The 15,020-nt window shown below is 44.9% G+C and carries 9 protein-coding genes; all 9 read right to left on the reverse strand.

The window, feature by feature from the left end; translation table 11 throughout:
- Position 1: 1 nt before the first annotated feature.
- The gene (gene argF, locus B5E53_RS16040) at positions 2-988 is read right to left on the reverse strand and encodes an ornithine carbamoyltransferase (RefSeq protein WP_087316840.1); all 987 of its coding nucleotides are present in this window, start codon (positions 986-988) and stop codon (positions 2-4) included.
- 129 nt (positions 989-1,117) lie between these two features.
- Positions 1,118-2,995 (reverse strand): LTA synthase family protein, encoded by a 1,878-nt coding sequence (locus B5E53_RS16045; protein WP_087316842.1) that lies wholly within the window; start codon positions 2,993-2,995, stop codon positions 1,118-1,120.
- A gap of 197 nt (positions 2,996-3,192) precedes the next feature.
- Positions 3,193-4,158, reverse strand: coding sequence for an SPFH domain-containing protein (locus B5E53_RS16050; RefSeq protein WP_087316844.1), 966 nt, complete (start codon positions 4,156-4,158; stop codon positions 3,193-3,195).
- A 23-nt stretch (positions 4,159-4,181) separates the two neighbouring features.
- The gene (locus tag B5E53_RS16055; RefSeq protein ID WP_087316846.1) at positions 4,182-4,610 is read right to left on the reverse strand and encodes an NfeD family protein; all 429 of its coding nucleotides are present in this window, start codon (positions 4,608-4,610) and stop codon (positions 4,182-4,184) included.
- Positions 4,611-4,899: 289 nt separating this feature from the next.
- Positions 4,900-6,471 (reverse strand): LPXTG cell wall anchor domain-containing protein, encoded by a 1,572-nt coding sequence (locus B5E53_RS16060; protein WP_087316848.1) that lies wholly within the window; start codon positions 6,469-6,471, stop codon positions 4,900-4,902.
- Positions 6,472-6,571: 100 nt separating this feature from the next.
- A complete protein-coding gene (locus tag B5E53_RS16065; protein ID WP_087316850.1) occupies positions 6,572-7,459 on the reverse strand; it encodes a class C sortase in 888 nt (295 codons plus the stop codon).
- Positions 7,460-7,523: 64 nt separating this feature from the next.
- Positions 7,524-8,435 (reverse strand): class C sortase, encoded by a 912-nt coding sequence (locus tag B5E53_RS16070; protein ID WP_087316852.1) that lies wholly within the window; start codon positions 8,433-8,435, stop codon positions 7,524-7,526.
- Positions 8,436-8,938: 503 nt separating this feature from the next.
- Positions 8,939-10,330, reverse strand: coding sequence for a SpaH/EbpB family LPXTG-anchored major pilin (locus B5E53_RS16075; protein WP_162611950.1), 1,392 nt, complete (start codon positions 10,328-10,330; stop codon positions 8,939-8,941).
- A 106-nt stretch (positions 10,331-10,436) separates the two neighbouring features.
- Complete coding sequence (locus tag B5E53_RS16080) at positions 10,437-14,951, reverse strand: SpaA isopeptide-forming pilin-related protein (protein WP_087316854.1); 4,515 nt, start codon at positions 14,949-14,951, stop codon at positions 10,437-10,439.
- Positions 14,952-15,020 lie beyond the last annotated feature (69 nt).

Here is a 15,020-nt window from a genome sequence, read left to right on the forward strand (position 1 = left end):
ATTATCTTCCCAGGGTCGCCACCATCACAGCCTTGATGGTATGCATCCGGTTCTCAGCCTCATCAAACACAACCGAGCGATCGGAACGGAAGACCTCGTCCTCCACTTCCCGAATGTCCAGTCCCAGACGATCCCGCATATCCTTTGCCACCGCTGTGTCAAAATTATGGTAAGCAGGCAGGCAGTGCATGAACAGACAGTCCGCATTGCCGGTATCCTGCATCATCTTCCTGGTGATCTTATATGGAGACAGAGCCTTCACTCTCGCCGGATAAATCTCTTCCGGCTCGCCCATGCTCACCCATACATCCGTATAAATCACGTCGGAACCTTTCACATCTTCCGGATCATGAGAAATCTCAATGACCGCCCCGCTCTTTTCTGCCAGCTGCCGGGATACCTCAAGCACCTTCGGATCACAGACAGTCTCCTCCGGTCCCACTGCTTTGAAATCCACACCCATGATGGCACAGCCATACATCAGCGCATACATGACATTATCAGAGAGGTCTCCCACAAAGGTGAGCTTCATCTCTTCCAGCGGCTTATCGATATGTTCCTCCATGGTGAGGAAATCCGCCAGCACCTGGGTCGGATGATCTGTGTCGGTCAGTCCGTTCCAGACTGGCACACCGGAATACTTCGCCAGCTCTTCCACGATCTCCTGTCCATAGCCACGGTACTCGATGGCATCGTACATGCGCCCGAACACCTTCGCCGTATCCTCGATGGTCTCCTTCTTATTCATGTGGGAATTGGACAGAAAAGTCACATGAGCGCCCTCGTCGGCGGCAGCCACCTCAAAGGAACAGCGGGTTCGGGTGGAAGACTTATCAAAAATCAGAACAATGTTCCTGCCTTTTAATTCTTCCCCCTGCACGCCGCTCTTCTTCTTGGCCTTAAGCTGATGTGCCAGATCCAGCATATACCGGATCTCTTCCTTATTGAAATCAAGTAATGTCAAAAAATTACGACCTTTTAAATTCATAGCAAATCCTCCCAAGACGCCGCTGAAACGCCGGTGCATTTCTCTTTCTCCGGGGAAATATGCCGACGTACCCTTTTACGTCTTATCTAAACTTTTTATCAAATTTTTAATGTAATGTCAAGCTATTATTCAGTGGGTGACATAATCCGCAATGAGATTGTAATCAAGCACTTCTTTGCAGGTATCGATGAGTGCTGTCGCCCGGTCAGAATACTGCTGGCACAGGTTCACATTCACGTTCATCCGCTGCCCGGTCAGAAGATTCCAGGCACTGCCGCTCTCCACTGTGCCGTCCTTTCCGATGCCGAAAATCATGGCATTGTCTCCGGCTATAAAAGAGCCCTTGCCGATATAGGATATCTGCGCCACAAATCCCTCATCGGCGTTGAGCAGGTCATGGCCGAACACAAAAGGCTGCCCCGGATCCACATTCATCAGGTTGGCAATGGTCGGCATGATGTCCACCTCGCCGCCCACTGTTCCAATGGTCTTAGCCTCCCCCAGCCCCGGGATGTGAATGATCAGCGGAACTTTCAACATCTCATCAAAATTGTACTCCCGGCCCAGAAACGCACTCATCTTACTCTTCACCGCCGGCGTCTCCATGTTCATACCCTGATGATCTCCGTAAATGACAATCATGGTGTTGTCATAAAGACCGGCATCTTTCAGATACTGAATCAGCTTTCCGAAAGCCTCGTCGGTATAGCGGATGGTCTGAAGATAATTGCCAAAGGTACTGCCTTTGTCACTGTCTTTCAGTTCCAGTGTCGCCAGCGACGGGTCCAGTTCATATGGGATATGGTTCGTCAGCGTGATCATAAAACTGAAAAATGGCTGTTCTTTTTCCTTTAAAATATCCACCGCCTGCCGGAACATTTCCTTATCCGTCAGACCAAACCCGGAGATTTCCGTCATATCCAGTTCTTCCTGGGAATAAAAATGTTCAAATCCCTGCGTCTTGTACGCCTCATCCCGGTTCCAGAAAGTCTTCACATAACCGTGGAAAGCATAAGCTCCATAACCGGCGTCCCGCAATATCCACGGCAGTCCCTGAAACGTATTATCCACATACAGCCGGTAACATTCCCTCTCATCATTGGGATAGAGGCCGTTCAGCGCGGCAAACTCCGCATCACTGGTATTTCCCACTCCGGTAGTGGAATAGAAATGATTAAAATAAAAGGTATCTTCCTGAAGAAGCGCATTGAGGTTCGGCGTCAGCTCCTGACCGTTATATTCAGCGCCAATAACGAAATCATTAAATGATTCTGTCTGAATGAGGATCAGATTCTTCCCCTCTGCCACACCTTTATAATCATCTCCCGACGACTTCGGCACGATCTCTTCCATAGTGTTAAGAATGGCGTCCTTGTCCACATCCCCTCTCTGAATCTTTCCCACCACATTTACCAAAATGTCGTTGGTATGGTAGGTGAAGAACTCGATATGGTTGACCTTCTGCACCGAGCGCAGGTTATAGGGATTAAAGCCATAATAAAACCATGCGCAGATCATAATCACCAGCAGCAGTCCGTGGGCCAGCACATAAGGTACAAACTTCCTCATGGACATGGCGGACAGCTTCTCTCCGGTCTTCTGCCGCAGCCGGTAGAAATACAGCACAAAAGGATAGTCGATGAGCGTAAGCAGACATCCGGGACTCACTGCGGCCCCGATCACATTGCCGTCACCGGCAATCTGCCCGAAGCTGGTAATCTGATAAATCTGATTGACGGAAATGTATTTGCCAAAATAGCTGCTGTAGGCGGCATCCGCAAACATTAACACCGTTACAATGGTATAAATAATATAAAAAATCCACCGGCTCGCCTTTCCCCGCCCCATGGAACACAGCTCGAACAGGCCGAACAAAAACAATACCGTGAGCACCGGCACTTCATAGACATTCATCATGTCCAGGCGGTCCGTCTGCCAGTAATAAATAAAAATTTTCAAAGCCAGAAACGGATACGCCAGCCAGAAATGCCTGAGATATTTTATCAAGGCAAAGCCTCCTTTCCTTTCCCGATGATGTGCTGAAATGACAGCCTTTCTGCTGCCATCATAACCTTCACTATAATCATCATATGAACGAATTCAGCACACTAACGTATCATAGCACACAATCGGAAAACTGAAAAGGAAAAAGTCCGGCTGAACTGACTCAGCCGGACTTTTTTGTCCGTATAAGATTATTTGGATTATTTTGTGCTGGAAGCAGCTTCCGGAACATCTTTCGGGTCCACTGCCACCTCTTTAATAGAAGAAACCAGTCCGGCCAGTCCCTGAATCTCCGACGGCACGATGATCTTGGTCGCCTTGCCGTCCGCCGCCTTCTCGAAGGCCTCCAGAGACTTCAGCTTGATAACCGCTTCGTCGGCGCCGGCCTCTTTGATCGCTCTCAAACCATCGGCTGTGGCCTGCTGTACCTTGAGGATCGCTTCCGCCTGACCTTCTGCCTCACGGATGGTGGCCTCCTTCTTGGCCTCCGCGTTGAGGATGGCCGCTTCTTTCTCGGCTTCCGCCTCAAGGATCATGGACTCTTTATGTCCCTCAGCGATCAGGATGGAAGACTTCTTCTCACCTTCCGCCCGCAGGATGGCCTCACGGCGCTCCCGCTCCGCCTTCATCTGCTTCTCCATGGCATTCTGAATCTCTGCCGGAGGGATGATGTTCTTAAGCTCCACACGGTTCACCTTGATGCCCCATGGGTCCGTGGCCTCGTCCAGCGTCGCCCGCATCTTCGTGTTGATGGTCTCACGGGAAGTGAGAGTGGCATCCAGTTCCAGATCACCGATGATATTACGAAGAGTCGTTGCCGTCAGGTTCTCAATGGCCATGATCGGATTATCCACACCGTAAGCGTAAAGCTTCGGATCTGTGATCTGATAATACACCACCGTATCAATCCGCATGGTAACATTATCTTTCGTGATAACCGGCTGCGGCGCGAAATCCACCACCTGCTCTTTCAGGAGCACCTTTCTTGCTACCCGGTCAATAAACGGTATCTTAAAATGCAGTCCCACGGACCATGTACCGTTGTACGCGCCGAGACGCTCAATGACGTACGCCTGTGCCTGCGGTACGATCCGCACACAGGATACGATAACATAAATGACCAAAATAATAAGAATAACCAAAAATACATTACCGACAATATTCATATTTTGCCTCCTTTATATACCTTCTATTCCGGCTCTACAATGAGCTTCACACCGGATATGGCCTTCACTCTGACCTTTGTATCTTTTTTAAGAATCATGTCATCCTGCACGCTCCTGGCCGTCCAGACCTGGCCCATGATCGTAACCTGCCCTTCTGCCCGCAGATTATCGATATCCTCAGTCACGATGCAGGTCTTCCCCACCAGACTGTCCACATTGGTCTTCACCGTCCTGCTGTTAAGATACTTCTTAGCCAGCGGTCTGGTGAGAATCAGCAGCAGTATGGAAACAACCACAAACGCGGCCACCTGAACCCCCAAAGGCAGATGCAGCGCTGCCAGCAGCGCCCCCACCAGAGATCCGCCGGCAAACCACACGGTCGTAAGTCCCATGGTCAGTATCTCAAGAATGAGAAATACCGCCGCGGCAATCAGCCAGTACAAAACTGTCATATGCACTCCTCCCTGTCCGCAACATATTATATCCGGCCGCAAAAAACTTCATGATATCAGCCTTCTCTTCCACTGCCGGATATGCATTGCTACAGGTTCATTTTATCTTATTTAAGTTCAGAAGTAAACTCAAATCTACTGACTTAATAGAAACTTAACATCTGGTGTAATCTGGATGAAATTCCTTCATTTTTCTCCTCATAATTTAATTTTTTCCACGCAAAAACCCCCGACAGTCTCTCCACAGACCATCGGGGGGTTCGCTATATTTGCCGTTTATATTTGCAGTTTAACGTCTTCTTCTTCGCACCACAACAACACCGCCCACGATCACTGCTGCCACCAGAAGGCCCGCATACAGCAGAATCTGGTTATTGTCTCCGGTCTTACCGGACCTGGAACTGCGGTTTGTGCCACCGGATGTACCGCTGCTTCCGTTATTTCCGCTGTTATTGTTACCGGAGCTGGCCGGCGCCTGGGTGGATGGCTCTTCCTGATAATAGCCGTCGCTGTCTCCCAGAGAGTTGGTGATATGAATGGTTCCCGTATTCTCACCGGTGGACAGGGTGACATTTCCCTCTCCGGTCACGGTGTAGAGGAAAGCACTGTCCTGGCTGACCGGAACGCCGTTTTCGTTGGTCTCTTTTACCGCATAAGTAACCGCCTCTGTTCCGTTGGCGCCGCCCAGCGGAACTTCCACTGTCACAGAACCATTGTTATTGAGCTTCACCACTTCCGTCGGACTGGCGCTCACATTGCCCTGGGCATCCACAGCAAAGATTCCTGCATAGAAGGTATCACCGGAAGCCACCATCTGATCGTTGTCCATGATACTCTTGGTAATGGTGATCTCACCGGTATAATAATAGCCTTCCGGCAGACCGTCACTGTAAACGTTGCTGATCACCGCAGTTCCAATGGCGTCCGCTTCGTTTTCCATGATGATCACCGGAGGAGCGTCATGGCCTTCCGCGCCGATCACCTCTCCTGCCATGCAATAAAAACCATTCTCCGTTCCCTGCTGTTCCAGATATTTTATCGGCCGCCCATCTTCAGTGGTCTCAAAAATATAGTACGGCTGGTCAGTGATCGGAATATTATCAAAGCTCACCGTGCCGCTGCTGCCGTCTATGATATGTACAGGTTTCACGTTATTTCCCGTCTCTCCATAGAGATGCTCTCCCTCCGCGTCCATGAACAGACCGATATAATAAGTGGCATCTGTGGTATGTACATCCTGCAGATTGCCGTCCGGATTAATGCCCTTGACCATCTTAGTCACATCAATCCGTCCCAGGGTTGTCACCGGCGTTGCCTTCGGCTCAATCTCCACATCATACTCCCAGCTGGTCTCATCGGCATATGGCACCGGCACTACAGAAGGAAGAATGGTGCCATAGGCGTTGGCCTTCCCCTGAAGCACCAGATACATGCCCTGCTCCAGATCCTCAAAGGTCACCTGCCCATCCGCGTCAGTCCACAGACTTCCTGTCATTTCCAGATTCCTTTCCTCCACTGCCTCCGCCAGAATTCCCGCTATGGCCGCATTGGCTTCCGAGGAAGTGATGTCATTGAGATCCGCGTCAATTCCTTCCAGCTCATCCACCAGAGAAAAATCCAGATATCCATGGGAAACATCCACATTTCCCACCTTATAAAGGTTCATCTGCACACCTTCTCTGTTCATACCCTCTTCTTCTTTCAGAGTCACTGTGATACTTCCCTTACGTCCGTCTTCATACGGTTCTCCGGCCCCTTCTTCCGCCCACACGCGGGACGTCATTCCAAACAGCATGGTGAAAGCAAACAGAACTGCCATGATCACGCTGCATGTTTTCATCGTATGCATTATTCCTTTCATAATACGCCTCCTTTTCCTTGCTATAAATCTATACGAAACATTTCAGATTACCAATCTTTGCCACATGACACAGGCCCCTTTTCGGCATTTTCCGCTGTGCTTATTGTTTCGGACCTGCATTCTCTCTGTTCCTTTTTCTCTTCATAACCATCCGCATCACTCCGATGGCGACAACCGTGACGGCCACGCCGCCGATCAAAAAGAACATATAGTAATCCTGCAGCAGATTCTTCGCGGTATCCACCGGAGTCTCCGGCGTTTCTTCCTCTCCATTATACTCCACCCGCGTCCCCCGCACAAGAAGACGATGGGTATTTACGCCATAAGGCGTGCAGGTAAATAATGTAACATAATCCTGACCATCCTCAATGGCCAGCGCTTCACTGAGGGCCCCGGTATCATCTTTGTCCACCATGGGCAAAATCTGGTCCACCTGATAGGCCAGGGTCTCATCCAGGATGTGAATGTAAAACTCATCCCCTTCCTCCAGCTGATCCAGGTCTGTGAACAGCCGGGCGCTGGGCAGTCCCCGATGGGCCGCCAGGACAGTATGATTACTCTCTCCGCCGATGGGAAGCTTCGTCCCCTCGATGTGTCCAACTCCGGTCTGAAGCACCTCATCGGAAGTGCCATGGTAAATGGCCAGCTCCACATTTATTTTGGGAATAGAAATGTATCCCATCATGCCGTCTCCTGCGATATTGAGCACGTTCCAGTATTCCGAATCCCTGTCTTCCTGCCCGCCTTCGCTGAACACGTCCCCGCTCATGGGCTGGTTTACGGTGATGCTGTCATTATAGCTCTCCGCCTTTTCCCATTCCCTGTCGAAATCTTCGGTATCAATATTCTCTGTGATATTTTTATAATTACTGATCAGCCTGCTCTGCCGGTAATTATTCCACTGGTTGGAAATGGTCGGATAAGCCAAAATCCCAAACCCTGCCAGGAATAACAAGACAAACAGCACAGTGAAAACCTTTCTTCTCATGACTCACTCCCCGCCTTACTGCCTTCGTTCTGCGCCTCCGCTTAAAAATGAACCTATCAGCACACTAACTTTCGTCATCATGAGTTTCTTTCTCTTTTCCGGTTATCCCGTCACCAGATTCCAATTTTTTTCGGAGCTTCCGGTCCCGGATGACCAACGCCGCGATAAACGCGCCGGTCAGCACCAGCCCCACGGCCACCCATAAAATGTAATTGGTATGGAGGCTGTTTCCAAACATCGAATGAGAAGCTTCATCCGCCACCTCTTCCGGCACATACGGCACCCGGTGTCCCCGCACCAGCAAACGCTGGGTGTTCACCCCATAAGGGGTACAGGTGAGCAGTGTGACCAGATCCTCGCCTTCCACCACAGAAAGCAATTCTGTCTCATCGGGCTCCACCACGTTGATCTGATCCACCTCATAACAGAGAGTGTCATCCAAAACGTGCAGAAGGAAATGGTCTCCTTCCACCAGCTGGTCCAGATCCGTAAACAACGTGGCGCTTGGCAGACCCCTGTGGGCGGAAATCACCGCATGGGTGCTCTCGCCTCCCACCGGCAGGGAACTTCCTTCCAGATGCCCTGCCCCGATCTCCAGCACTTCTTCATCGGTGGTATGATAAATCGGAAGCTCCACATCAATCTTCGGGATCTCCACAATTCCCATGATCTCATCACCGTTGATATTGAGACAGCTCATATATTCTTCATCTCTGTCTGATGCCTCCGCCACAGCGAAAGAATCCGGAAGGATCATCGGCATCAGTGCGTCATTATAAGCTCTCGCCCGCGCCCACTCCGCCTCATAATCAATCTCTCCATTGGCGTCCTTCTCCGCCACGCCTTCCTCGTAACTGCTCATCAACCGGCTCTGCCGGTAACTGTTCCACTGGTTGGCAACGAAGGGATACAGCAATACGGACAACCCGGCTAAAAATAATACTGCGATTACTATGATGTTTAATTTCTTTTTCATCCGACCTCTCCTTATTGTTGTAACATATTTGTTGCTGTTCTGGCATATCCAGGGACTTCTCCGCGGGAAAACAACCTTTTGTATGCGTCTTCCTCCTCCACCTCAGACAGCCGTTTCTTCTATATTATGTACCGTCCCTTCTTTCCCGGCGGCTGTCTTCACAGTCGTCGTCAGGCGATACAAATGTTTTGTTTTCCCCGAATGGGGGATGCTTGAATCTGATACCAGCAAGCTGGAAATTATCTCTATGGTGGCTGACAGATATTTTATGACGAATCTTGCTTTTAAACAGTTTTCCTATGCAAAATCCTCAAAAAATTCTGGCAATGAATCGGCTTTCTGTCTTGTCTTATGATAAGCCGAGGTGGGAGTTCCACCCCGGCTTGTGGTTGTTTTGGTGTTCAGTACACTGGCACAATGAGTATGTCAGCGCACTGTTTCTTCCTATTATAATAACTGTAATTTACTCTGCCTGTCGGCTGCCATGTTCTCTCACTGAACAATTAGTTGGCTTTCTTGCGTGTTGCGAAGAAGAGACCTGCTGCGGAGATCATGATGACACAACCTGCGATGGTGAAGAGGGTTGTACCCATGCCACCGGTTTCTGGAAGAGAGGAAAGTGTGGTATTTGTCACTTGAGTAATACCATTGTTACCAAAATCATTAAATGAATATGTTGTAGTGGTAACTTCAACACCATCTTCATCCGTTTCTGTAACCGTAGAAGGAGTAGGATTCTCCCAATTCGAAGGTCTGCTTAACTGTATTGGTGTTTTATCTACGCTATATCCTGCTGGAGCTTCGGTTTCTACAAGATAATAGTTTTCCTGGGCATCTAAACCATAAATCGTTACTTCTCCGTTTTCACCTACCACTATATTTTCTTGTACAGGTACGGTTGTTTCTTCTTGATACTCACTTACCAATCCTTTATAGAGATTGAATTTAGCACCCGCCAATTTAGTCTGCAGATTCTCAGCATCCACTTTATAGATTGTTGTTTTTACCGGATCAGATACTACTTCATAACCAGTTTTTGTACCGTTAGTATTGGAAACAACTTTATTTTTTACAGGATTATCAGCCTTATTTACATTATCACTAACAGTTGCTAAATATGTAATTTTAATATCATTTCCTGCTTTTGTAGAATCATAATTAATAGTAATAGTCAATATATTCCCACTTATATCAACACTATAATCACTATCTAAGGTGCCTGCTCCCTCTACTACTACGGAATTCGCATTAAACGTTGCATTTGTCAAAGTATCTACAATTGTAAAAGTAGGGTTACTATAGTTTGCCGAAATATAAGGATATGCTCTTGTTACAGTATAGTTAATAACGTCACCTGCTTGCACTGACTTGTCTTCATCTGCAACAATTTTAGTTATTGTATCAGGCTCACCTTTTGCCTTTACATTAATATCACCAGAAGCATTGACTGGGACATAAACCAATGTCGGAGAATATGTATATCCATCCTTAACCGGAACAACCAAGTATAAACCGGCACTTGTTACAGTAAAACTATTTCCTGTTATCGTAGTTGTTGCTAAGCTTTTTAAATCTTCGAGTAAACTTGCTAATTCATTACTAGTTGTAAGAGTTCCACTTGCATCGCCATTTTTTTCACTCTTAGCTATGTCTCCAAGATCACCTACATCAATTTGATGCTGTTCAAAGATACTTTCACCTGCAACTATAGACCAACCATCTGGATTGTCTCTGTCTGCTTCTACAAGCTGTACATAACTAAGTGCTGCCGCACCTTCATTGCTAATAACAATCCTTGCATTTGCATCATTTTCTTCTGCCATTGCGGTTATGCCTAATCCCATAACCATTGCCAATGTCATTAACAAGGCAAATAATTTTTTCATTCTCTTCATAATACATCTCCTTTTCCGGGGATTGTCCCCTTTGTTGTTATTGATTGCTATGATGTTTTGTTTCATCCTAGCGGCTCCTGGGGGCGCCGCTGAAAAATCTTTTTCATTACTTTTTCAGCAGCACCTCCTGTTTACGTTTTTGTCTATATACTATCAGCGCTGCTCCTGCCATGAGGAGGGTTCCGCTGAGGGTATACCAGTAGATGCCCGGGCCACCGGCGGACGGGAGGTTGTAGAGGACATCATTTTTAATTTTAAGAGTAATCGTATTATTGACGGTAACTAATTCCCACATTTCTGTCTTGTTATCACTTATCTCGGTGCCATTTTGTGTAATTAGCTTAACTGTTCCTCCATCAACCTGGAAATATATTTCTTCATCAAGAAGCTGATATCCGGTCGGAGCTTTCGTCTCTATAAGTTTATAGTAACCTGCTGGTAAATTTAATTCCGAGGCTCCAGTAGATTGAACATTAATCGTTCCATAGCCCTCTACTGGTGTTTCATACCATTGAATTGTATTTCCTTCCTTATCTCCCTTATAAAGACTAAAGACAGCTCCCTCCTGCACGTTATCATAACTGGTGCCATATTTGATAATATCAATTGAAGTTTTTTCCACTGTATAATTATTGGTAACTTCAATATCACCATTTGTTCTACCTGACCAACTATAGTCACCTCTTAAAACATGCTTCCATTGACTCGTTCCTCCTAGAAAATTCAGGATTCCTTTTCCCTCTTCCCCTGAACCAGGAGTAAACTGTATATATCCCTTACTTCCAACTTGAATTCCTGTAATCAAATCATTTCCCGAATAAAAACTACATTCATTTACGCTTACTTTACCTGTAGTGAAATTAGAAGGGACTGCATTTGAATTCATCCAATTTACTACTGCCAACTTCTGCGCAGAACTCAATGTTTCTGAGGTCCATACAAAATAACCATCTTGAGAAGTTAATGATGCAGCTATAATAGATTGACTTCCAATTTTAATACTCACATTATTATTCTCTGTTATGACCGTTGGATTAGAACTAAATTCCCATGTCGATTCTGATACAGAAATTTCTGATCCCAAACCTGATGAACTATTTATATAACCATCTAAGCCTTCATTTTTTTCTGTTACCATATAGGTTCCTGTGTTACAGTTGTCCAACCGCCAAGTAAAAGTATAATCCTGAACTGCATTCCAAGCATCTGAATTTTCTGTCACATCTGGTTCTATTGTTACATTTTCATCTGTCAATTTCAAAGTAAATGAATTTTGTGGATTTTCCTTTTCTGAAACTGTTAATTCAAACTCATCTGGCTCCATCAATTCTCTAATTTGATTCCATGACAATCCTGAAAATGTTTTACTTACTGTAATATACGGGCGCGTATCCTCTTCAGCAGTATATTTATTGGTAACAATAACCTTTGCATTGTCATCTATTTTTATTTTTCCAGTTGCAGAATCTTCTGTATTTATTTCATCTGCTCCAGATGCCGTGTAAGATGGATTCGCATAAACTGTGGAATCTAAGCCAATCTCTTCTACTTTAAAAGATGTTCCAGATGGAATACCCGTCTTTTTCACATCTCCTTGGCCTTCTACGGTATATGCATAGCCAAGAATTACTACTACCTGACCCGCTTTTAAAGTAATTTCTCCGTTATTAGTAATTTGTTCTGTTTGTAGCAAGGCATTCTCGTAATTATTGCCGATTTTATAACTGCCAGTATATACTTCACCTGCCAAAGTTACCTTTACTTTAAAAGCATCATCACTGGTACTACCTTCCTGCATCTTCTTTTCTATAATAAGGTGCTTCATATTAGTAGCAGCACATCGGTTCTGGAAATTAACAACATAGTTTTCACCGACAGTTAAAATTGTACTTTCTATTCCTTCACCAGAATCTATTATGGAGTCATCATATTCATTAACAACTCCTGATGATTCAATTATGACTTCATCATATGTATCGCTACTTAACCCGGTCTCTTTCACATAATATTTAGTTCCCTGATCAAACTGATTACTAAAAAGTGCCTGTTCTCCATGTTTTAATACTATTTTCCCATCTGTGATTGATTGGTTAGGCACCCTTGTTCCATCTGCTTTAATAAGCGTATAGGTTCCAGTAGTGACTTGATCAAAGTCATCTTTATCCTCTCCTGCTTCACCTGTATACAACTCAAACTCAAATTCAACATCGCTGTAAGCGCCTTGTTCATAATTAGAAATTTCTTTTCCAATTGTTATACTATCTTTTGGCATAACAGGCATATTGAATCCAATTTCACAATTGGATGCTCCTGCACCTCTTTCCAAGTAGAAGAATTTCATTTCGTGGGAACTAAAGTTTTTAAAGGATGTATAGGTTCCATTACTATCCTTATTGAAAATTTCATCCAAATAACTATTTACTTCGGTATTACTTGGATTATTGTGACTTTCCCTATATGCTGCTGCAAACGCCTCAGCTATGGTTCTGATACCATTCCCTTCTTTTATAGTGCCATCTATACTTATAGCTCCTGTGCTAAAATTGATAGTTCCACTTTGCAGATAATGAATTCCGCCCAAATCCAGAACCTTTACGCCATCTATAAATACCCATACATCATCATCACCTGTAAAAGTGAATGTCATATCTCTGCCATTCACTTTGCCATCTTTCGGCTGATAGAATGTTGCATTGATATTCATACCAAACCATAAGTCTGTCATAGCCCTTCCACCGGCAACTGATGAAATCCCACCGTTTTGCGCGTTTCCCGGGAGCTGATTAAAAGGCAGAAAATTTCCGACCTCAAAACCTGCCACCCCTTCATTTACATTCGGGCTAAGTTTTGCATTATATAAATCCAACCGCCATTGCTGAGTGTTTAGTTGGGCATGATTATCTGCACTATTATAATAATAATATCCCTCACTATTTTTTTGGAATAATCCATTCAAGCCTTTATAGGCCCCAGTCACTCCAGTTGATCCATTTCCAAATAAATAACCAAGATTGGCCTCTCCTCCCCATAATTCAGGGAATCCATCATCCAAATTATATTTTACATAATTCTGATAAATTCCTTGAGAACCGCTACTAGGATCAGTATATTTTATATCTCCAAGATTTTTTCCGCCATCTAACTCTGTACCACCACCATAGAAATAAAATCCTGCATTGTAAGCTGAACCCTGATTTATACCGTTATTATAATTAAACAGATTAATATCTATACCTTCCGCAACAGAATCCACTGTGCTTACTTTATCAACATCTGTTGGACTCCTATCTCCATATTCAAAATAAACATTCTGATTGTTTCCAACATTAACCCAAGAGCCCGAATAAGAATATTGCCATTCCTGATCATTATCATTATATCTAATTGTCGTTATGGTCCTTTTATTACTGATATACCCACCTTTTATATATGCACGCTGATATACATATGTATCATTATCAATATTATCTATCATCGTACTTAACTGTGCTACATTTACTTCCTTTGCAATAGATATATTTCTTATAATAGTCTGATTATTTATTGTCGAAAGATTACCATTATTTTCTACATTAATACTGTTTCCATCGGTATCCACACAATACACAGTTAATGATCTTTCCTTATTATCAATCCATGTAATAGTAAATACTGAAAAACTATTTGTTACAAATTCAGCTTTTTCAACAGCCTGTACATCTGTTGCCTGTACGTTTTCCACCTGGTTGCTTTCCGACATATTCACAACTTCTTTTACATCGCCATTTTCATTTTCTTCCAGGTGCATTACTGTTACATCCATATCAGGAGCTTCTTTTTCTGATAAACCGTCTGGAAGAACAGAGTTCTTATATGTAAGAGATACCTTAACTTCTCCTGACGGTTCAATTTCATTGCCCTCTTTATCTACAAAGGTAATATCATAAGCGAAAAAGCCCGCGATATCCTCATTGTTCTCTGCCACTTTTGCCTCAAGCTGTTCTTTCACCTCTGCATACTGTTCTTGTGTATCTTCATTATTTTCTAAGACAGGAACAACCTTTAAAGATACTCCTTCTGGAATGGCATTTTGATCATTCGCAGTAACTGTAACAATCACATCGTCATCTTCATATGTCAGTTTCGCTGCTGCTACGCTAGGTGTTTCTGTTGAAGTCTCTTCCTCTGATTCTGATGTCTCTTCAGCAGCTTCGGAAGTCTCTTCCGCACTTCCAGTCGTAGCCGTTTCCTCGGCTCCTTCTGTATCTTTTTTCTCAGAGGTCTCGGAAGATTCTTCTGTCTCCTCTTTCTTTTCTGTGGTCGTTGCTGTAGTAGACTCTTCCTTTTTCTCAGTGGTTGCCCCTGTAGTTTCTTCCTTCTTTTCCGTGGTCTTCGTCTCAGGAGCTTCTTCTTTCGTCTCCTCAGTCTCTTCTGAAGACTTTGACGTATCTTTACTATTATCTGAGGATTTTTCTTCCTCTGATGTACCTTCATTCTTTGCTGTTCTGGTCTCTTTTGCCTGTTTCTCTGTGGTGGTCGTCTCTGCTGCCGGAGTGTCCGCCAGTATGGAGACGCTGTTGCAGATGACCAGTACCATACAAAGCAGGAACGCGATCATTTTTTTCTTCATTTTACTTTTCATGGCTGCCTCCTCCTATTTTTTATTCTTCTGAACTAAAGCATTGTCTATCAATTTCAACATTTCCAAGGC

Source organism: Eubacterium sp. An11, from assembly GCF_002161065.1.
Taxonomy (GTDB): Bacteria; Bacillota; Clostridia; order Lachnospirales; family Lachnospiraceae; genus Anaerobutyricum; species Anaerobutyricum faecale.